This window comes from Devosia crocina (assembly GCF_900116545.1).
Taxonomy (GTDB): domain Bacteria; phylum Pseudomonadota; class Alphaproteobacteria; order Rhizobiales; family Devosiaceae; genus Devosia; species Devosia crocina.
On record NZ_FPCK01000001.1, the window covers coordinates 185,227 to 203,476 of the forward strand.

Consider the following 18,250-nt stretch of genomic DNA (forward strand, 5'->3'; position numbering starts at 1 on the left):
ACTGATCCGCTTCCTTCCCCCTAAGGTGAGAGGGTCAGGGTGAGGGCAGCACAGAGGCTCGAGCCCTGGGTGGTTGCCGATCGCCCGGCGCTCCCCTCATTGCCACCCCTGTCGGCTTGCCCTAATGAAAAGCCCGTCCCTTTCTTGCCAAATTGACGGCCTAGGGACGCTTAGTCATTCCGGAATTTCCATGGCCCCTCAGCTCTATCTCATCACCCCTGCAGATCCCGATCCCAGCCAGTTTCCGCGCCGATTGATGAGCGTGCTGACAGGGCCGGACATCGCGGCGCTGCTTGTCCGGCGCGGTGAGCTGGGTGATGACGCATATGCGGAGCTTGCCGAGCGCCTCGTGCAGATCGGCCAGGCAGCGGGCGCCGCCGTACTGGTGGAGAACGATCCGGCCTTGGCACATACTCTCGGAGCCGACGGCGTTCACATTTCCGATGGCGGGATCAAGGCCCTTCGCGAGGCCATTGCCATGCTCAAGCCCGATGCCATCGTTGGCGCTGGCAACATCCGCTCGCGACACGATGCGATGAGTTTTGGCGAACTCGATATTGACTATGTGATGTTCGGCCCGCTCGGCGGCGCAGCGGACCCGCAGGCCGCCGAACTTGCGCAATGGTGGGCGGAAACTTTTGAAGTGCCGGCAGTTCACTCCGATCCCCAGGCCGAAGCAGGCCGTGGCGACACGACCGGAGCAGAGTTTCTTGCCTTGTCCGATTGCATCTGGCAGGGCGAGGATCCTTCAGAGGCGCTCAAGGCGTTCACCGCTGGGGCTGAGGCATGAACTGGCGCGCCTCACTTCTGGTTGTGCTTCTTACCGCGCCATCTTCGCTTGCCTTGGCGCAGGACACCGAAGCCGAGAGCATCAGCAACACCGTGTTCGGTGCTTCCGTACCAGTCGATCTGGCTTTCGGCGCATTTCAGCGCGGCTATTTCCTGACTGCTCTCGAACTCGCCCTGCCGCGGGCCGAAACCGGCGATGCCGCAGCGCAGACCCTGATTGCCGAACTCTATGCCAAGGGCCTCGGCGTTGCCCAAAATTCCGAGCGAGCCGCAGGCTGGTATAATCTTGCCGCGCGGAGCGGCGATGTGCTCGCAACGTTCGAGCTGGGCATGCTCTATCAGGACGGCGTGGGCGTCGAGCGTGACCGGAGACGCGCCGCCGAACTCTTCCGCGAGGCGGCGGGCAAGGGCTATATTCCCGCCAAGTATAATCTCGCCCTTCTTCATGTCGAAGGCATCTATGCCGAGCCGAGCCTGACACGCGCTGCAGCGCTGATGAAGGAAGCGGCTGAAGCGGAATTACCCGAAGCGCAATACGATTACGGGTCGATGCTGATCGAGGGAGCGGGCGTTGCGCCTGATCCGGTCGAGGGAGCCCGCTTCATTCGCCTCGCCGCGGAAGGAGAGTTGCTGGCTGCTCAAATCGACTATGCTACGCTTCTTTATCTGGGCCAGGGTGTCGAGAAAGATCTCGAAGGCGCAGTGCGCTGGTATCAGCGTGCTGCCGAAGGTGGCAATCCTGTAGCGCAGAACCGGTTGGCCAAACTGGTTGCGGTTGGTGAGGGCACGCCGCTCGATTTGGAAACTGCTGCCATGTGGCGCGCTCTCGCACGCCGCCAGGGACTGACCGATTCCGCGCTTGATCGTCTGCTTGTCTCGATCCCACCTGAGGCGCTGGCCCGGGCCGAAGAGCGCGCGCGTTTCTGGCCCGATAGTCCGCCCAGCCGCGAGAACTATGGCGGGATGCCCGCGCGAGGCGCTGAAATCATCGGCCCAACGCTTCCAGCGCCGACCGATCCGGAAAACGCGCCCAGCAGTGTCGTTGTGCCATCCGAGACGCCGTCCTCCGAAGATGTGGTGGCGCCTGTACCAGCTTCCGCCGGTGAGGCGCCCGCGCCCGAGGCCGAAGCGGCGCAAAACCCTTGAACCCACGCTATTTCTGGGGCAATAAGCGCCCCACACCTTTTAATTAAGCGGCGGGGCTATGCCCCTGGTGTCCATCGGCCTTGTTGCGGTGGTGCCCTGTACGCCGCTGAAACAAGCGAGCTGAAGCACGATGGCGCGTTCCGCCCTTCTCACCGTCATGGTCAATGCCGCCATCAAGGCTGGCAAGTCGCTGTCGCGCGACTTCAACGAAGTCGAAAACCTTCAGGTGTCCCGTAAGGGGCCGGCCGACTTCGTGTCCAAGGCAGATCTGCGGGCCGAACAGATCGTGTTCGATGAACTGCGCAAGGCTCGTCCCACCTATGCTTTTCTGATGGAAGAAGGCGGGGAAGTCGCAGGGACTGACGGCCAGCATACGTGGATCATCGATCCGCTCGATGGCACCACCAATTTCCTGCATGGCATTCCGCTTTTTGCGGTCGCTATCGCCCTGAAACGGGGCGATGATATCGTCGCCTCCGTCATCTACAATCCAGTAATGGACGAACTCTACACGGCTGAAAAGGGCGGTGGTGCCTGGCTCGCCGATCGCAAGCGCCTGCGCGTTGCCGAGCGCCGCCATCTGTCGGACGCGGTGATCTCGACCGGTATCAAAACCCAAGGCACCTCCAATGACGGGCTGCAGCTGCGCCAGCTGGTGCAGGTTAACCCGGCGGTCGCCGGCATCCGCCGCTCGGGCTCCATTTCGGTCGACATGGCCTGGCTCGCCGCCGGGCGCTTCGACGCCCTTTGGGAAGCGGGCCTCAAGCCCTGGGACGTTGCCCCCGGTCTCCTGATGGTTCGGGAAGCCGGTGGTCTTGTCTCTGACTATGCCGGGCAGGGTGGGTCGGTCTGGAATGGCCAGATCGTCGCCGGCAACGAAATCCTGCACGGCGCCCTGATGAAGACGCTCAAGGGCATTCAGTAATTCCCTCGGCGCCGCCTCCTTCACCTCTCCCCTCGGGGGAGGGGTCGAGCCGCAGGGTAGGGTGAGGCGTTCAGTGCCTCGGGACGCGTCAGTTGCGTTCACCGTCCCCGAACCCCTCATCCTAACCCTCTCCCCAAGGGGGAGGGGACAGCAATCAGTTTGACGCTCGATCTGGTTCCGCTCACCAGCCCAGTCCCCTCGCCCCTTTGGGGGAGGGGGTTAGGGTGAGGGGCATTTCTCCAAAACCCCCCCAAAACCAAAAATCCCCGCCACAAGGACGGGGATCTGTCAGTCACAAACCAGCGCTGCCTATTCGTCCGTGTCGGACTTGAGCGATTTGAGCTTGGCAAAAACCGAATCCGCATCGAACTCTTCGTTCTGCGGGCTCTTGCGCTCTTCGCCTTCAAAGCCGTCTTCGCCATAGCTTTCCTGCTGACGCGCTGCGGCGCGAGCGAGGGCTTCTTCTGCGGTCAGCAGCGTTGTACCTTCGGCCAATTCGATCGGACCGCCGGCATCCTTGGACGCGCGCTTGACCTCGAGGTCGAGTTCGATCTGGCTGCAAAGGCCCAGCGTCACCGGGTCCATCGCAGTTAGGTTAGCCGCATTCCAGTGCGTGTTCTCACGCACCGATTCGATGGTCGACTTCGTTGTCCCGACAAGGCGCATGATCTGCGCGTCCTTGAGTTCGGGGTGGTTGCGCACCAGCCATTTGATGGCATTGGGGCGCTCGTTGCGGCGCGAGATCGGCGTATAGCGCGGGCCCTTGCGTTTGACGGCGGCAACGCGAACCTTGGGGTCGGAGAGCTTGAGCCGATAGTTGGGATCTGCCTCGGCCTTCTCGATCTCTTCCTTGGTCAGCTGACCGTTCTGGATTGGATTGACGCCCATGATGCCGCTGGCAACATCACCATCGGCAATGCCTTGCACTTCCAGCGGGTGCAGGGTGCAAAAGGCTGCGATCTGGTCGAAGGACAAAGCGGTATTGTCCACGAGCCAAACGGCGGTCGCCTTGGGCATAAGAAGGGGCTGGGACATGGTAAATTTCTCCTGCTGGCGCGGCCGGTTTTCCTCCGGACCGCTCCGCCTCTTGGCCTAAAGCTGAGGGGGAACTGGCTTCAATATAGAGTTTCGGCCAGATTTCCGCAACGGATTAAGTCAACCTGCAGGTCTTTATTGTGACTCGCCCTGTTTGGCGGAAGCCAAGAGACCGAATGAGGTGAGCAAGGCAAACTTGCCCACATGCCCCCGCGCCTCCATCGCCGCATGCGCCGATGCTGCGTCTTCAAGCCGAAAGCATGTCACCTTGTGCTTGGTCCAACTAGCTGCCGAGAGAGCCGGCAGGAGGTCCCGGTCGATCCTGTCCGCTATGGCGGCCTTGATTTCCCCCGTTTGCGGCCGCAGCGTCGAGCCGGAAATGGTGATCGATTTCGCCATCATCAGCCGCAGTGGCACCGAAGCTGTTCCGCCATCAAGCGTCGAGACTTGAACGATATGCCCGTTGTGCGCCGAAGCTGCGACATTGACCGAGGCCATCTCGCCGCCGAGAAGGTCGACAACGCGATCGACGCCCCTGCCATGCGTCAGCGCTAAGACGCGGGTAGGGATGTCCTCGTGCCTGTCGAGGGTCGCAATAGCGCCGAGGCTACGGGCATAGTCCGCCTTTTCAGCGCTGGAAGTGATCCCGATCGCCTCCGCTCCGAGAAGCGAGGCGATCTGGATCGCCGCGCCCCCAATGCCCCCTGAGGCTCCGTGCACCAGCACGCTCATGCCCCGCTCGAGGCCAGCGCGCATCACGAGGGTCTGCGTTACCGTGAACCAGGTTTCAGGCAGGCTTGCCGCCTGGGCAAAACTCCAGCCTGAAGGGATCGGCAGCACCTGTCCTTCGGGCACAGCGACATATTCGGCATAGCCTCCACCATTGGTTAGTGCCATCACCGGCTCGCCACCGGCAAAGCGCGTACCATTGGCAGCTGGCACAGCGATCACCCCGGCTACTTCCAGCCCCAGAATGGGAGACGCGTCCGCGGGCGGATCGTAGTGTCCGCGCCGCTGGGCGAGGTCCGGGCCATTGACGCCCGCTGCTGCCACCTTGATCAGCACTTCGCCGGCCCGTGGAACCGGCAGGGGAAGATCGGCCAGCTCAAGCACGTCCGGTGCGCCCGGCGCGGAAATGATGATCGCCTGCATCCGAGAGGGCAAAGATGAGTTATCCATGAGTCCATGGTGGCGCAAACCGGCCTTGCCCGGCAAGGGGCGGAAACCCATCTTGTCTGCGATCAGTCAGGAGTACGAGCGATGGAAGACGAACAGCAGCGCCTCAAAGCCGCCCGCAGCCATGAGATCGGCATGGTCCTCGATACCCTGTCCGTTTCGGAGCTGGAGCACAGGATCGGGTTGCTCGAGGGTGAGATCAGGCGCCTGCGTGCAGCTATAGAAGCGCGCGGGGAAACGCTGCGAGCCGCTGAAGCAGCCTTCAAGATCTAGCAGAAGCATTAAGGTTAAGCAGCGGTAAACGTGGAGGGTTGCGCAGCCAGCAGCTAGTGTCAGCGGCTCTCGCCCAAAACGGCACTGGATTGCCAATGCTCTGGAACCTTTTGGTCTTTACTACCCTTGTCATGGCACTCGGGATCGCCGCGCTGGTCTATGCGCTGCGATTGGCCGGTGTTGAAGACGGCATACCCCTCAAGGCTCCTGTTTCCGACGCCCCGCTCGATCGCGCCTTTCGCGAAGAGCCCGTGCAAACATTTATGTGGCAGGTTCAGGTCGCCAGATACTGGAAGCCTCCGTTCCGTCGCCGCTGACCAAAGAGTGCAGGAGTGTGGAAATGAAACCGCAAATCGACAGGATCCTTGAAGGTGTCCGGCCAGCCGAACTGATCCAGCTTCAGGCGCTTGCAGAAGGCAAGTCAGGTTTCGGAGCCGGATCGCTGCAGCCTCTGGAAGACAAAGGCTGGGTCGAAACGGTCGCTGGTACGCCCCTCATCACGTTGACGGGTCGCACGCTTCTTGATGGCGTCAGCCGCCCAGGCCAGTAACTCCGGCGTGATCGCCAGCAGGGTTAAGAAATCGACTCCTGTTAACGCACAATTAAGAGCTTGAGATTAAGGTGTCATTATTCAGATCTTTCTGGATTTTTCAGAGTGGTTCTCCCTCTGTTTGACGCCTCCCTGTAAACTTCGAGAGCCGTGTTCCACGGCTCTTTTTCTTTTTCAGGGTTCCGGGTTCTGGCGTTATACGACTTCTTTAGGCTAGTTTGCCCTCAGGCATGACGCGAGCGGGGCGATCCCCTAGCATCACATCTTGAAGCGTCGACACTCTCGGCGCCAAAGCTGGAAAGAATCGTGGCGGATACGAACGAAACGAGCAATTCGGCCATAGCCCTTGGGCCCCGCATCGCGGCCTCCGGTGGCTTTGATCAGCTCTATCGTGAAGGCATGGGGCTGATCGAAGCGGTGGCTTCCTACCTCGATCAGGAAGGCAGGCATGAAAGCCGCCTCCTGCCGCGCGAAGCATCGTTTCTCTATGCGACCGAATCCATGCGCCTGACCACGCGCCTGATGCAGATCGCCTCATGGCTGTTGTTGCAGCGTGCCGTCAACGAAGGCGAAATCACGCGCGAGAGCGCCCGTGCCGAAAAGGAAAAGGTGCAGTTTTCAGCCACCCCTTCGGAGCGTGGTGGCCCTGGCTATGACCATTTGCCCCTGCAGTTGCGGGACTTCATCGATCAAGGCGACAAGCTCTTCGATCGCGTGACACAGCTCGACCAACTCGAACGCGGCAAACTTCCCGAAACCACCGCCCCTCAGGTCAACGGTATCGCCGACCAATTCTCCCGCCTACAGGCCGCGTTTCGGCGCTCTTGAGGAGAGAGGCGCCAAGCTGGGACAAGCTCGGCGCCCCACGACTCTGGCCTATGCGATCCAGATGCCGTTATCGATTTGGCTTGCAACCTGCGCCTGGTTCTCGTCGCTCTCGGAGAAGAAAGCCAGAAGGTCGCCGCGGTTGGTCTGATTCGAATCCAATCGCTCTACCCAGTAGTCGTAGCCGGGACCATCCGATCCGCGATCAAGCGTATGCTGGTAGAGAAGTTCAACAAACTCAGCGTTCGAGACTGTCGCTTCTGTTCCGAACGTGCGGATAAACTCAGGCGAGTGAATGAAGCTGTCGGCGATGGCGGCAAGATTGGTGTTGCCTGAGTCCAGGCGCCCAATCCAATATTCAAGCCCCTCGGCGTCCGGCATGCGATCGAAGGCTGCTTGGTAGAGCCGATAGGCCATACCCGCGTTTTCGCCAGCGCCGGTGTCAAGATAGAGCGTGCCCTCAAAGAAGTTCACGCGTTCAACATCCTTGAAATAGTAGAGGGTGTCGTCCTGCGCAAAGAGCACGGCGTCGTCACCTACCGCGAAGCTCATGCCTTCCGAGCTGCGCGCGAAGTCTGCCGTGTCGATGCCCCCCTTGCCATCGATATAGGTTGAAGACGTGGGCACGATGAAGTTGTCGTTGCCTGATGTTCCAACAAAGACATTATCGAAGCTGTCCGGGTCCACTTCCCCATCGGGGTCAAGATGATCGTCGGGGTCCAGTGCGCCGCCTGGGCTCAGCAGGCCCAGCACGCTGCCAAGAATGCCGCTGAGGTCGAGGATGCCGCCCTCGCCAAGGATGCCCGTCAGGTCGAGGAGCCCTGCCTCTCCCAGCAGGCCATCGAGCTGAAGGATGTTTGTTACACTCCCGAGAAGTCCCCCAGAGCCATCCAGCAGGTCAGTATCGATGATTCCACCATTGTTCGGCAGAACGATAAGTTCTTGACCGAGCAGATTAAGTTCGACAACTCCTTCCTCGGTAAGAAGGCCAAGATTGAGCAGGTCTGTTGCTCCGCTCCCGTCTTCTCCGCCAATACTCACAAGGTTTGCTACCAGATTGGTGACTGGACTCAACAATCCCGAATTGCTTGATCCCCCTCTTCCTCCAAGAACGTTGGTGAGCGTATCATTCAAGTTCAGCAAACCACCCAGAACAGCCATTGCTATCTCCTCTTGCAAGCTATGAGTTAGGCTAATGCGTACTCACCCCAATTGGATCATGGCTGCTTCGGGACAGTATTAATTGTTTTCTGTTCTTTTGATCTTGGTTTGTTTTCCATTTCATTTTGATTGTAGTCTTTGGTTGTAACTGCTTCCGATTGCTGCAGAATTCCCGCCGTCTGCTAGGATCAGCTCAAACAAAAAGCCCGGCACGATGGCCGGGCTTTTGCAGTGAAGAAGGATCGGTTTTAGATGCCGAGGCCCTTGAAGCGTTCCTTGAAGCGAGTCACGCGACCGCCACGGTCCATCAGCTGACCCGTGCCGCCAGTCCAGGCGGGATGAGTCTTGGGGTCGATGTCGAGCTGCAGCGTGTCGCCTTCTTTGCCGTAGGTCGAACGGGTCTGGTAGCTGGTGCCGTCGGTCATCACCACAGTGATGGTGTGGTAGTCGGGATGGATATCGGACTTCATAGCATGCGCCTCAAATCAAACGGGCGCCGTGGCGCCCGGAGAGCTGGAAACTTTACGTTGGCGCGCTTCTTACAGAAACGAGCCCGGTAAGGCAAGGGCAGGGGGGCGGCAATTTTACCCGTTTTCCGCCTGTTGCTCGCTGCCCGGCAGAAGCCTATATGCAACCGGCCCGCGCAGGGTCCGCTGCAATGGAGTACGGCGAAGCGATATGACCGATGAAGCCGTGCCCGCACAAGGCGCCAGCGAAAAAGCCGTTGCAGGTCTCAAGCTCCAGCCCAAGAAGCTCCAGCCATTGCGACGGCTCCTGCCCTTCATGCTGGCCTATCCTGTCCGCCTCTCGCTCACTGTCCTTTTTCTTCTTGTCTCCGCGGTCACTTCGCTCGCCATTCCCGCAATGCTGGGCGGGGTAATCGACCAGGGCTTCATCGAGCAGAACCTGGAAATGGTAGGACGCTATGGCGGGATCATCATCGCCATTGCCGCGGTCATGGCAGTTGCAAGCGGAGCGCGATTCTACTTCATCTCCGTCATTGGCGAGCGCGTCATCGCAGATCTGCGCCAAGCGGTGTTTTCCCATCTTCTGCGGCTCGATGCGCGTTATTTCGATACCAATCGCGTGGGCGAATTGACGAGCCGTCTTAATGGCGACGTTGCCATTATCCGCGGCGCGGTGGGGTCGAGCTTTTCGCTGTTTCTGCGCTCCATGGTCACCATCATCGGTGCGCTGATCATGATGGTGCTGACAAGTCCTGTTCTGACCTTCGCCGTCGCTATTGCCGTTCCGGCCATTCTTCTGCCGGTCGTGGCCTATTCTCGGCGCCTACGCGGCATGTCGCGCAAGACTCAGGATGCGCTGGCCGACCTCTCAGCAATGGCAACCGAAATGCTGGGCGCTACGCGCACGGTCAAGTCCTTTACTCAGGAAACAGTGCAAGCCAATCTCTACCAGGATCGGTCCGAGGCCAGTTATCGCGCCGAAGTGCGCCGGCTTGGAGCCCGCTCTATCCTCGTCTCGCTTGTCATTTTTCTTGGCACCTGCGCACTTGTCGGGCTTGTCTGGTGGGGCGCGCGCGCGGTTTTCGACGGTTCGGTCACTGCAGGACAGCTGGCCCAGTTCATGGTCTATGCACTCATGGCGTCGGGCGCGCTGACCAATGTGTCCGAGGTCCTTGGCACCCTGCAATCGGTTGCTGGCTCGACCGAACGCCTAACCGAAATCCTTGACACCAATGCTGCCATCGAAGACCCGGCCCGACCAGTTGCTCTTCCCGTACCGCCGCTTGGCACCGTCGAATTTGACAAAGTGAGCTTCAACTACGATCCCGCTGCGCCCGGTCTCGTGCTCGATCGGGTGAGCTTTGCCGTTGCCAAGGGCGAGACCGTGGCACTCGTCGGTCCTTCCGGTTCGGGAAAGTCGACGACGCTCTCTCTTCTGCAGCGCTTTTATGACATCACGGGCGGCGCCATCCGTGTGGATGGCGTCGACATCCGCGATGTGCGGCTCACCGATCTGCGAAAACGTTTTGCCTATGTTGAACAGGAGCCGACCATTTTCGCCGGCTCGATTGCCGACAATATCCGCTTCGGCAAACCAGATGCCTCGAATGACGAAGTGGAAGCAGCCGCTCGCGCGGCGCTGGTCCACGATTTTGTGCTGGATCTGCCAAAGGGCTACGACACGATCGTTGGGGAGCGTGGCGTAATGCTGTCGGGCGGACAAAAGCAGCGCCTGGCGATTGCCCGTGCCATTCTCAAGAACGCGCCCATCCTCTTGCTCGACGAGGCGACCTCGGCGCTCGATGCTCAGAGCGAACGGCTTGTGCAGCAGGCGCTCGAACACTTGATGGCGGGCCGGACCACGCTTGTGATCGCCCACCGCCTCGCCACTATCCGCGATGCCAACAATATCCTTGTGCTTGAAGGCGGCCAGATCATCGACCAGGGCACGCATGCCGAACTGGTGAGCAAAGGCGGCCGCTATGCGGAACTGGCCAAGCTCCAGTTCCGGGGCGACGAATAGGGCTGGGTCCTCACACGAATGCGTCAAACTGTTGTCAACCATTCTGCCTAACCCTGATGCTGGATAGCGCATCAGCGGAGGCGATTATGTTTGTTCTTACCCGGCGTTTTTACTCGATCCTGCCCCTCGCATGGCTCGCGGCAGGGCTCGTGGACAGCCTCGCACTGCTCATGCTGCCTTCGCTGATGCTGCTGGGCTGGCTCATCCGGCGCCATCTGCGCATCGTGGGGCTTGTTGGTGTCACGCCATGGGCAAGCGTGGGGTTTGCGCGCCATGTGACGGTTGAAGACCTTCTGCGCCTTGCCGGCTGGACTGCGCTGAGCCCTCTGCCGTTTCTTGCCGGTCTGCAGATACGGCAATTGCTCTTGCCAGGCTGACAGTTTTTTCGCACCAGCGCTTTCCCGATCAGCCCGCCTCTGCTAGGCCATGACGCACGTTTCGTGAGTTTTCGGAGCCCGGCCATGACCGCCCATTTCAAGACCCTTGATGAACTCGATCTCGACGGCAAGGTCGTGCTGCTGCGGGCCGATCTCAACGTGCCGGTGGCGGATGGCAAGGTGAGCGACGCAACGCGCATCGAGCGGCTTCTGCCCACCATGCGCGCTATCATGCGCCATGATGGCAAGGTCGTGCTGCTCAGCCATTTCGGCCGCCCCAAGGGCAAGGTCGATCCCGAATTCTCGCTCGAACAGGTCTGCTCCGCCGTGGCCGACGTTACCGGTCACCCGGTCGGTTTCGTTGCGACGGACTGGGAAGATGTAGGCGCCGCCCGGCAGGCGATCGAGGAGGCGCCTGCAGGCTCGATCCTGGTGCTTGAAAACACCCGCTTCCACCCGGGCGAAGAGGCCAACAATCCAGAGCTTGCGCAGCGCATGGCCAGTCTCGGCGATGTCTATGTGAACGACGCTTTCTCGGCCGCCCACCGCGCCCATGCCTCGACGGAAGGCGTAGCCCATCTTCTGCCCGCTGCTGCCGGACTTGCCATGCAGGCCGAACTCGAAGCGCTCGAGGCGGGTCTCGGTAAGCCAAAGAAGCCCGTTGTCGCCATCGTCGGCGGCGCCAAGGTGTCCTCCAAGATCGATCTTCTGGAAAACCTCGTGACCAAGGTCGATGGCCTCGTGATCGGCGGCGGCATGGCTAACACATTCCTTTTCGCCCAGGGCCATGGCGTCGGCAAGTCGCTCTGCGAAAAGGATCTCGCGGACACCGCACGCCGCATCATGGACAAGGCCGACAAGGCCAATTGCGCTATCATCCTGCCGGTCGACGCGGTCGTTTCCTGGCACTTCAAGGCCAATTCGCCGACGCGTCTCTACGGCGTCGACGCCATCGATCCCGATGGCATGATCCTCGATGTCGGCCCACAGTCGATCGAGCGCATCAACGGCGCCATCGACGATGCTCACACCATCATCTGGAATGGCCCGGTCGGCGCCTTCGAAATGGAGCCGTTCGATGCCGGTACCGTCGCCATCGCCAAGCACGTGGCCAAGCGAACCCATGACGGCCACCTGATTTCGGTTGCTGGAGGCGGGGACACCGTCAGCGCCCTCGCCCATGCCGGGGTCAAGGACGCTTTGACCTATGTGTCGACGGCTGGTGGCGCTTTCCTCGAATGGATGGAAGGCAAGCCGCTTCCGGGTGTCGAAGCTCTCAAGAAATAGGCGCTTGCAGCGCACACAAATCTGCCATCAGACATTTGCGCCCGGACAGGGAAGCGCCTATATCTCAATTGCTGCCCGGCGCGTGAGGACATTCATATCCCCGGGGCCTTAATCGATCCTAAGGGAGCTGTCCCTGACCGGGCCCGTGGGCTCGGACATACGGCGCCCACCTACGTGAGTAGGTTCCCGGGATCGACATTCCCACGGCCAGGGCGGCACTCTGATTATCGGGTCCGGAGACATATCGCGCATGGGGGAAGATGGAGCCGAGGTGCTCAAATCCGCCCTGCGCAAGCAAGCTCTTGCCCGCCGCGCCGGACTCGATCCCGACTTCCGCTTGGACGCGGCGCAGTCCGCTTCATTTCATTTCTTCGATAAGATCGCCTTTGGCCCCGAAGATGCAGTTGCCGGCTATTGGGCTATCCGGGACGAGATCGATTGCCAGCCGATCCTTGTGCGTCTGCTCGAATGCGGACAAACCGTCATTCTGCCGGTGGTGACCGATGCCGGCGCGCCCCTCGAGATGCGCGTCTGGGCGCCGGACGCCCCGCTCTATGAAGCAGGTTTTGGGACTCTCGCCCCTTCCGAGCTTGCCCCGCGGCGCGATCCCGATCTGATCCTCGTGCCGCTCGTCGGCTATGACAGCGCCGGCACGCGCCTTGGATACGGGGGCGGCTACTATGATCGCACCCTGGCGCATTTGCCGAGACGTCCCTTGCTGGTGGGCCTTGCCTACTCGGCCCAGCGTCTCGATCATATACCGCGCGAAGCTCACGATATGCCGCTCGACGCCGTGGTGACCGAGGAAGGCGTTCAGTTCTTTGGAGAGCGTTCTTGAGATTTCTGTTTCTGGGTGATGTCATGGGACGCGCCGGCCGCGATGCCATCAGCGAGCGCCTGCCGGGCCTAGTGTCCAACTATGGCTTTGATTTCGTTGTCATCAACGGCGAAAATGCCAGCCATGGCCGTGGCCTGACCGAGCCACACTTTCGCGCCTTGCGCGATGCCGGGGCCGACATTGTCACGCTGGGTGATCACGCCTTCGACCAGCGCGAAACGATCAGCTTCATCGAGCGTGAGCCGACACTGGTGCGGCCGCTCAATTATCCGCCCGGGACACCCGGCCGCGGCGCAATGATGGTCGAGGGGCGCAATGGTCATCGTGTTCTGGTGGTCAACGCGCTGGGCCGTGTCTTCATGCAGCCGGTCGATGATCCGTTCCGCGCCATCGAGGCGGCTCTGGCGGCGGCACCGCTGGGCGAAGTGGTCGATGCCGTGATCGTCGATTTCCACACCGAAGCGACCTCGGAAATTCAGGCCATGGGGCATTTCCTCGATGGCCGGGCTTCGCTCGTTGTGGGCACCCATACCCATATCCCGACCGCCGATCATCGGATCTTGCGAGGCGGTACCGCTTTCATGGCCGACGCTGGCATGTGCGGCGATTTTGATTCCATCATTGGCACGGAAACCGATGAGCCGCTTAATCGCTTCCTGACCGGCATCCCCAATGGGCGGTTCACGCCCGCCGAGGGCGAAGCGACGCTGTGCGGGGTTGCGGTCGAGACCGATCCCAAGACCGGACTTGCACGCAAGGTATTGCCGGTGCGCGTCGGCGGTTCGCTGGGCCAGGCTCTGCCTGAACTCTAGCCAAAAGAGCCTTCCATCTCACCTCCTCTGTCAGGTGTAGGACGAACTTGCCGTGGGCTCACCCTCGCTTCCGCACACGCGGTGCCTTCCAACCTCTTCTCGAACGGAAGGCCTGCCGGGGGTATCCGCCACCCTTCCATTTTCCGTTTCTGCCCCCTATAAGCCCTTCAAATTCAGACATTCCGAGGTTCCGAATGGCAGGCCATTCCCACGCCAAGAACATCATGCACCGCAAGGGCAAGTCGGACGCGATCCGCTCCAAGATCTTTTCCAAGCTCGCGCGCGAAATCACCGTGGCGGCCAAGATGGGGCAGCCAGATCCTGCCTTCAATCCGCGCCTGCGCCTTGCCATTGCCAATGCGCGTGCCCAGTCCATGCCCAAGGACAATATCGAGCGCGCCGTGAAGAAGGCCGCCGGTGGCGATGCAGAGAACTATGATGAAATCCGCTACGAAGGCTACGGCCCGGGCGGAGTTGCCGTTATCGTGGAAGCGCTAACCGACAATCGCAATCGCACCGCTTCCAATGTGCGCTCCTATTTCTCCAAGAATGGCGGCGCTCTGGGTGAAACCGGTTCGGTCGGCTTCATGTTCGATCGCGTCGGCGAGATCACCTATCCGGCAAGCGCGGGCTCGGAAGACAAGGTCATGGAAGCGGCGATCGAAGCCGGTGCCGACGATGTCGAGAGCGATGAAGACGGCCACTATATCTACACCGCCTTTGAAGCCATGGTCGACGTGGCTGCCGAGCTTGAAAAGGTACTTGGCGAAGCCGAGGGCGTGAAGGCCATTTGGCGCCCGCAGAACCAGACCCCGATCGATGCTGACAAGGGCGCAACCCTGATGAAGCTGATCGCGACGCTCGAAGAGGATGACGACGTCCAGAACGTCTATTCCAACTTCGATATGAGCGAGGAAGACGCCGCCAAGCTGGCCGGCTAAGGGCGCTACTCGCCGTCTGGACAAGCATCAGCCCCTCGGGTTTTGCCTGAGGGCCTCTGCCGCACAGCGGTGACGGCTCTGCGCTGTCCTAGGCCGATCGCCTGAACTGCACGGGCGGCTGATCCAGTGTATGCACAATCACGGCCTGGTTCCTGCCCGAATGCTTGGCGCCATAGAGCCGCTGGTCCGCGATGCGGAAGAGCTCGGCGAAATCGGTCTTGTCTGCGAACACCGCACCCCCGATGCTGACGGTCAGAGCATAAGGCTGGCCGCGCGGCGCAAATTGCGCCAGTTGCACGACACGTCTGATGCGCTCGGCAGCCAGTTCGGCACCGGACTGATCGATATGGGGCATGAACACGCCGAATTCCTCGCCACCCATGCGACCGATGAGGTCGCCTGGCTTGAGGACTGAGCGAATGGACCGCGCGAGAATAGTCAGGGCCTCGTCTCCACAATCGTGCCCGTAAAGGTCGTTGATGGCCTTGAAATTGTCCGCGTCGATTATCAGCAGCGCGCCCATGCTCACTGGGTGATCGTCAGCAAGAATGGTTTCGACGCGCGCCGTGAACGCACCGCGATTGAGACATGATGTAAGGCTATCGGTTCGCGCCACCAGCCCAAGCTTGCGATTGGTGATGGCAAGGCCACGCAGGCGCATCGACAAATAGAAGAACAGCGGAATGGCCAGCAGCAGCGGCAGGATCGTTGCCGAAATCAGCGCCCGTCGCAGCGCCTCGGCTCCAAGATCCGAGAACGTCAGCGCGTTCCAGACAAGCGATACGATGACGCAGGCGATGGGTCCGAACACGGTCCATTTCGCGACGCTGGACCAGCTTTGCAAAGATGCAACCGTGCGTGGAGATGTCATGTCGGCACCCTGATAAAGTTTGAAGCGGCGTAGTCGAGGTCGTTGGTATCAGCAGGCAGAGCGGCTAGGCGCTTGGCTCCACACTGTGAATGCAGAGAGACTGACGCTCTTTTCGCGCCTCAGCGTGTTGGACGCTGCAAGACTTCTTTTTCGCCGGCCGATCCAGGGCAGGTATCGGCTCGAACTTTGGGGATGCGGATTGTAGGAAATACGAAGCGATTGCCGCATAAGAGAGCGCAGCTGCGCCCGCTGTTGAAGCTGTCGTGCGAATAATCCAAAGCCACGTCTGCTTCGGTAGCGCGGTTGCTATACCGGTCATCGTGAATCATTGTCCCTGCGTCCCAGAAGCAAAGTAGAAGTACGAATGTGAATTCCGGGTTTCCCGGTTGGGTAAATTTTGACTTATCCTCCTGCTGTTGCTCGAAGTTTCTGTTTTGTTCACATTGTGCTTGGTAGCATGAGCCAAGCTGTTACAAGGTAGGCCATGAGCAAACCCGTTCGAATCATCGGCATCGATCCCGGGCTCCGCCGCTGCGGCTGGGGCATTGTCGATGCCAAGGATAATCGCCTGAGCTATGTCGCGGCGGGTACCGTCACCCCGCCGATCGATGGTCTTCTGGCCGATCGCCTGGCTGCGCTTGCAGCTGGTCTCAAGGACATCCTTGCCCAGTTTAATCCTGATGAAGCGGCGGTCGAAGAAACCTTCGTCAATTCGGGACCTCGCTCCGCGCTTATTCTTGGCCAGGCGCGTGGCGTTGCGCTGGTCACTCCGGCACAAGCTGGGCTTTATGTGGCCGAGTACGCTACGAACCTTGTTAAAAAATCCGTCGTGGGCACCGGCCACGCCGAAAAGAAGCAGGTGGAACTGATGGTGCGCACGCTGCTGCCCGCTGCCGATTTCAAGGGCGCGGACGCGGCCGACGCGCTGGCCGTGGCGATCTGCCATGCTCATCACCGCGTCTCGGCCAAGCGCATGGGAGCTCTTGTATGATCGGCAAGCTCAAGGGGCTCGTGGATAGCTTTGGCGACGACTGGGTGCTGATCGACTGCGGCGGCGTCTGCTATGAGGTGCACTGTTCCTCGCGCACGCTCCAGTCCCTGCCAAGGGTGGGCGAGGCAGCGGTGGTTTTTATCGAGACTATCCTCCGCGAGGATCTGATCCGGCTCTATGGCTTCGCCTCGGAGGCGGAAAAGTCCTGGTTTCTGCTGCTGACCACTGTCCAGGGCGTCGGCTCCCGCGTTGCGCTTGCCATTCTTTCGGTGCTGACGCCCTCCGAGCTTTCGAGCGCGGTTGCTCTTCAGGATAAAGCCATGGTCGGTCGCGCCAATGGCGTTGGGCCAAAACTGGCCGTGCGCATCGTCACCGAACTCAAGGGCAAGGTGCCGGCTATTGGTGCTGTCGACGCCGGCACGCTTGGCCTTCAAACCGCTCTGGGCGAAGGCGCCGCCACTTCCAACGTCGCTGATGCCGTCTCGGCGCTCACCAATCTCGGCTATTCCAGCGCCCAGGCGTCCGCTGCCCTCGCACGGGTGGTGGCGCGGGAAGGCGACGACACACCTACCGAGAAGCTGATCCGCCTTGGCTTGCGGGAGCTCAGCCAGTGACGTGCTTGTTCCGCAGTGAGCAAGTCGAATGCACGGTTGCCATTACCTTCGAGCGGAAGGCGCTGCGCCTGCCGCATATGACTGAATTCCGCGAGGCGCTCTTTTGACTTCCCTTACCTCTGCCTCCGCCGGCCGTGACGAAAGTCTCGATGTGTCGCTGCGGCCCTCGGGATTCACCGATTTCGTCGGCCAGGCCGATGCACGCGCCAATCTAGAAGTGTTCATCGAAGCGGCCAAGAAACGCGGCTCGGCGCTCGATCACGTGCTGTTTGTTGGCCCGCCCGGCCTTGGCAAGACAACCCTGGCACAGATCATCGCCAAGGAGCTCGGCGTCGGTTTCCGCGCCACCTCCGGCCCGGTCATCGCCAAGGCTGGCGATCTCGCTGCGCTCCTGACCAATCTCGAAGAGCGCGACGTTCTTTTCATCGATGAAATCCACCGGCTCAATCCTGCGATCGAGGAAGTGCTCTATCCCGCCATGGAGGATTTCCAGCTCGATCTCATCATCGGGGAGGGGCCTGCCGCGCGCTCTGTGCGCATCGACCTCGCCAAATTCACGCTTGTCGGTGCCACCACCCGGGCAGGGCTTTTGACCACACCCTTGCGCGATCGGTTCGGCATACCCGTGCGCCTCAATTTTTACACGCCGCAGGAACTGGTGAAGATCGTCACCCGCGGCGCCCGGCTCATGGGCACGCCCATGGCGCCTGACGGTGCTCTCGAGATCGCCCGCCGCTCCCGCGGCACGCCACGCATCGCCGGGCGCCTCCTGCGCCGTGTCATCGATTTCGCCATTGTCGAAGGCGCAGACGAGGTCGACGCGAGACTTGCGGATAAGGCGCTCTTGCGGCTCGATGTGGATGCGCGCGGGCTCGACCAGCTCGACCGCCGCTATCTCAACACCATCGCCGATTTCTACAATGGCGGCCCCGTCGGCATCGAAACCATTGCCGCCGCCCTGTCCGAGCCGCGCGACGCGATCGAGGAAATCGTCGAGCCCTATTTGCTGCAGCAAGGCTTTATCCAGCGCACCCCGCGTGGCCGCATGCTCACGGCCATTGCCTTTCAGCATCTGAACAAGGTCGTGCCGCAGGGCTTTGTGGGCTTGCAATCGAGCCTCTTCGAAGACGCGGAAGGCGAGGACTGAGC

The 18,250-nt window shown here is 60.8% G+C and carries 21 protein-coding genes and 1 other RNA gene; 17 read left to right on the plus strand and 5 right to left on the minus strand.

Features of this window, described 5'->3' with window-relative positions:
* The first annotated feature begins 190 nt into the window (after nucleotides 1-190).
* From BM364_RS00825 to BM364_RS00835, 3 genes are all read left to right on the plus strand, one after another.
* The gene (locus BM364_RS00825) at nucleotides 191-790 is read left to right on the plus strand and encodes a thiamine phosphate synthase (RefSeq protein ID WP_175528411.1); all 600 of its coding nucleotides are present in this window, start codon (nucleotides 191-193) and stop codon (nucleotides 788-790) included.
* Nucleotides 787-1,935, plus strand: a complete 1,149-nt coding sequence (locus tag BM364_RS00830; protein ID WP_092419618.1) for a tetratricopeptide repeat protein — start codon at nucleotides 787-789, stop codon at nucleotides 1,933-1,935. The genes BM364_RS00825 and BM364_RS00830 overlap by 4 nt, the downstream gene beginning before the upstream one ends.
* Nucleotides 1,936-2,065: 130 nt before the next feature.
* Nucleotides 2,066-2,860 carry an inositol monophosphatase family protein gene (locus BM364_RS00835; RefSeq protein WP_092419621.1) on the plus strand — a complete coding sequence of 265 codons (795 nt, stop codon included), beginning with the start codon at nucleotides 2,066-2,068 and terminating at the stop codon, nucleotides 2,858-2,860.
* Between the two features lie 309 nt (nucleotides 2,861-3,169).
* On the opposite strand, the gene BM364_RS00840 is transcribed toward BM364_RS00835, so the two are convergent.
* On the minus strand, nucleotides 3,170-3,895 hold the full coding sequence (locus BM364_RS00840; protein WP_092419624.1) for a DUF1013 domain-containing protein: 726 nt from the start codon (nucleotides 3,893-3,895) through the stop codon (nucleotides 3,170-3,172).
* Between the two features lie 135 nt (nucleotides 3,896-4,030).
* Nucleotides 4,031-5,059 (minus strand): NAD(P)H-quinone oxidoreductase, encoded by a 1,029-nt coding sequence (locus tag BM364_RS00845; RefSeq protein WP_244542728.1) that lies wholly within the window; start codon nucleotides 5,057-5,059, stop codon nucleotides 4,031-4,033.
* A 96-nt stretch (nucleotides 5,060-5,155) separates the two neighbouring features.
* Here BM364_RS00845 and BM364_RS00850 point away from each other — a divergent pair, with 96 nt between their 5' ends.
* The 4 genes from BM364_RS00850 (at nucleotide 5,156) to rcdA (ending at nucleotide 6,722) form a co-directional block, all read left to right on the plus strand.
* The gene (locus BM364_RS00850) at nucleotides 5,156-5,344 is read left to right on the plus strand and encodes a DUF1192 domain-containing protein (RefSeq protein WP_244542729.1); all 189 of its coding nucleotides are present in this window, start codon (nucleotides 5,156-5,158) and stop codon (nucleotides 5,342-5,344) included.
* 95 nt (nucleotides 5,345-5,439) lie between these two features.
* Entirely contained in the window at nucleotides 5,440-5,661 is a 222-nt protein-coding gene (locus tag BM364_RS00855; protein WP_139232443.1) for a hypothetical protein, read from the plus strand.
* A gap of 23 nt (nucleotides 5,662-5,684) precedes the next feature.
* Nucleotides 5,685-5,894: a hypothetical protein gene (locus BM364_RS00860; protein ID WP_139232444.1), complete on the plus strand. Its 210-nt coding sequence runs from the start codon at nucleotides 5,685-5,687 to the stop codon at nucleotides 5,892-5,894.
* A 306-nt stretch (nucleotides 5,895-6,200) separates the two neighbouring features.
* On the plus strand, nucleotides 6,201-6,722 hold the full coding sequence (gene rcdA / locus BM364_RS00865) for a protease adaptor protein RcdA (protein WP_244542730.1): 522 nt from the start codon (nucleotides 6,201-6,203) through the stop codon (nucleotides 6,720-6,722).
* Between the two features lie 48 nt (nucleotides 6,723-6,770).
* Here rcdA and BM364_RS00870 read toward each other — a convergent pair whose 3' ends face one another.
* Together BM364_RS00870 and rpmE are read right to left on the minus strand one after the other, a co-directional pair.
* Nucleotides 6,771-7,880, minus strand: a complete 1,110-nt coding sequence (locus BM364_RS00870) for a DUF4214 domain-containing protein (RefSeq protein WP_139232445.1) — start codon at nucleotides 7,878-7,880, stop codon at nucleotides 6,771-6,773.
* A 248-nt stretch (nucleotides 7,881-8,128) separates the two neighbouring features.
* On the minus strand, nucleotides 8,129-8,350 hold the full coding sequence (rpmE, locus tag BM364_RS00875) for a 50S ribosomal protein L31 (protein WP_092419642.1): 222 nt from the start codon (nucleotides 8,348-8,350) through the stop codon (nucleotides 8,129-8,131).
* Between the two features lie 208 nt (nucleotides 8,351-8,558).
* On the opposite strand from rpmE, the gene BM364_RS00880 reads away from it, so the two are divergent.
* The 7 genes from BM364_RS00880 to BM364_RS00910 all read left to right on the plus strand — a co-directional run bounded on the left by BM364_RS00880 (nucleotide 8,559) and on the right by BM364_RS00910 (nucleotide 14,625).
* Nucleotides 8,559-10,370, plus strand: coding sequence for an ABC transporter ATP-binding protein (locus tag BM364_RS00880; protein ID WP_092419645.1), 1,812 nt, complete (start codon nucleotides 8,559-8,561; stop codon nucleotides 10,368-10,370).
* 86 nt (nucleotides 10,371-10,456) lie between these two features.
* Complete coding sequence (locus BM364_RS00885; RefSeq protein ID WP_139232446.1) at nucleotides 10,457-10,747, plus strand: hypothetical protein; 291 nt, start codon at nucleotides 10,457-10,459, stop codon at nucleotides 10,745-10,747.
* 84 nt (nucleotides 10,748-10,831) lie between these two features.
* Complete coding sequence (locus BM364_RS00890; RefSeq protein ID WP_092419651.1) at nucleotides 10,832-12,034, plus strand: phosphoglycerate kinase; 1,203 nt, start codon at nucleotides 10,832-10,834, stop codon at nucleotides 12,032-12,034.
* Nucleotides 12,035-12,099: 65 nt separating this feature from the next.
* Nucleotides 12,100-12,257, plus strand: a non-coding RNA gene (gene ssrS, locus BM364_RS00895) — 6S RNA.
* A gap of 27 nt (nucleotides 12,258-12,284) precedes the next feature.
* Nucleotides 12,285-12,872 carry a 5-formyltetrahydrofolate cyclo-ligase gene (locus BM364_RS00900; RefSeq protein WP_092419654.1) on the plus strand — a complete coding sequence of 196 codons (588 nt, stop codon included), beginning with the start codon at nucleotides 12,285-12,287 and terminating at the stop codon, nucleotides 12,870-12,872.
* A complete protein-coding gene (locus BM364_RS00905; protein ID WP_092419657.1) occupies nucleotides 12,869-13,684 on the plus strand; it encodes a TIGR00282 family metallophosphoesterase in 816 nt (271 codons plus the stop codon). The genes BM364_RS00900 and BM364_RS00905 overlap by 4 nt, the downstream gene beginning before the upstream one ends.
* Nucleotides 13,685-13,878: 194 nt before the next feature.
* Nucleotides 13,879-14,625: a YebC/PmpR family DNA-binding transcriptional regulator gene (locus BM364_RS00910; protein ID WP_092419660.1), complete on the plus strand. Its 747-nt coding sequence runs from the start codon at nucleotides 13,879-13,881 to the stop codon at nucleotides 14,623-14,625.
* 88 nt (nucleotides 14,626-14,713) lie between these two features.
* Here the strand turns inward: BM364_RS00910 and BM364_RS00915 are convergent, their stop codons facing one another.
* Nucleotides 14,714-15,496 carry a GGDEF domain-containing protein gene (locus BM364_RS00915; protein ID WP_092419662.1) on the minus strand — a complete coding sequence of 261 codons (783 nt, stop codon included), beginning with the start codon at nucleotides 15,494-15,496 and terminating at the stop codon, nucleotides 14,714-14,716.
* A gap of 484 nt (nucleotides 15,497-15,980) precedes the next feature.
* Here BM364_RS00915 and ruvC point away from each other — a divergent pair, with 484 nt between their 5' ends.
* The 3 genes from ruvC to ruvB all read left to right on the plus strand — a co-directional run bounded on the left by ruvC (nucleotide 15,981) and on the right by ruvB (nucleotide 18,248).
* Nucleotides 15,981-16,487, plus strand: coding sequence for a crossover junction endodeoxyribonuclease RuvC (gene ruvC, locus BM364_RS00920; RefSeq protein ID WP_092419665.1), 507 nt, complete (start codon nucleotides 15,981-15,983; stop codon nucleotides 16,485-16,487).
* Nucleotides 16,484-17,101 (plus strand): Holliday junction branch migration protein RuvA, encoded by a 618-nt coding sequence (gene ruvA / locus BM364_RS00925; protein ID WP_092419668.1) that lies wholly within the window; start codon nucleotides 16,484-16,486, stop codon nucleotides 17,099-17,101. Before ruvC ends, ruvA begins: the two co-directional genes overlap by 4 nt.
* Before the next feature lie 103 nt (nucleotides 17,102-17,204).
* Entirely contained in the window at nucleotides 17,205-18,248 is a 1,044-nt protein-coding gene (gene ruvB, locus BM364_RS00930; RefSeq protein ID WP_092419671.1) for a Holliday junction branch migration DNA helicase RuvB, read from the plus strand.
* Nucleotides 18,249-18,250 lie beyond the last annotated feature (2 nt).

Coding starts and splice junctions, on each gene's coding strand:
- BM364_RS00825 (WP_175528411.1), top strand. CDS start 191: ATGGCCCCTCAGCTCTATCTCATCACCCCTGCAGATCCCGATCCCAGC.
- BM364_RS00830 (WP_092419618.1), top strand. CDS start 787: ATGAACTGGCGCGCCTCACTTCTGGTTGTGCTTCTTACCGCGCCATCT.
- BM364_RS00835 (WP_092419621.1), top strand. CDS start 2,066: ATGGCGCGTTCCGCCCTTCTCACCGTCATGGTCAATGCCGCCATCAAG.
- BM364_RS00840 (WP_092419624.1), bottom strand. CDS start 3,895: ATGTCCCAGCCCCTTCTTATGCCCAAGGCGACCGCCGTTTGGCTCGTG.
- BM364_RS00850 (WP_244542729.1), top strand. CDS start 5,156: ATGGAAGACGAACAGCAGCGCCTCAAAGCCGCCCGCAGCCATGAGATC.
- BM364_RS00855 (WP_139232443.1), top strand. CDS start 5,440: ATGCTCTGGAACCTTTTGGTCTTTACTACCCTTGTCATGGCACTCGGG.
- BM364_RS00860 (WP_139232444.1), top strand. CDS start 5,685: ATGAAACCGCAAATCGACAGGATCCTTGAAGGTGTCCGGCCAGCCGAA.
- BM364_RS00870 (WP_139232445.1), bottom strand. CDS start 7,880: ATGGCTGTTCTGGGTGGTTTGCTGAACTTGAATGATACGCTCACCAAC.
- rpmE (WP_092419642.1), bottom strand. CDS start 8,350: ATGAAGTCCGATATCCATCCCGACTACCACACCATCACTGTGGTGATG.
- BM364_RS00880 (WP_092419645.1), top strand. CDS start 8,559: ATGACCGATGAAGCCGTGCCCGCACAAGGCGCCAGCGAAAAAGCCGTT.
- BM364_RS00885 (WP_139232446.1), top strand. CDS start 10,457: ATGTTTGTTCTTACCCGGCGTTTTTACTCGATCCTGCCCCTCGCATGG.
- BM364_RS00890 (WP_092419651.1), top strand. CDS start 10,832: ATGACCGCCCATTTCAAGACCCTTGATGAACTCGATCTCGACGGCAAG.
- BM364_RS00900 (WP_092419654.1), top strand. CDS start 12,285: ATGGGGGAAGATGGAGCCGAGGTGCTCAAATCCGCCCTGCGCAAGCAA.
- BM364_RS00910 (WP_092419660.1), top strand. CDS start 13,879: ATGGCAGGCCATTCCCACGCCAAGAACATCATGCACCGCAAGGGCAAG.
- BM364_RS00915 (WP_092419662.1), bottom strand. CDS start 15,496: ATGACATCTCCACGCACGGTTGCATCTTTGCAAAGCTGGTCCAGCGTC.
- ruvC (WP_092419665.1), top strand. CDS start 15,981: ATGAGCAAACCCGTTCGAATCATCGGCATCGATCCCGGGCTCCGCCGC.
- ruvA (WP_092419668.1), top strand. CDS start 16,484: ATGATCGGCAAGCTCAAGGGGCTCGTGGATAGCTTTGGCGACGACTGG.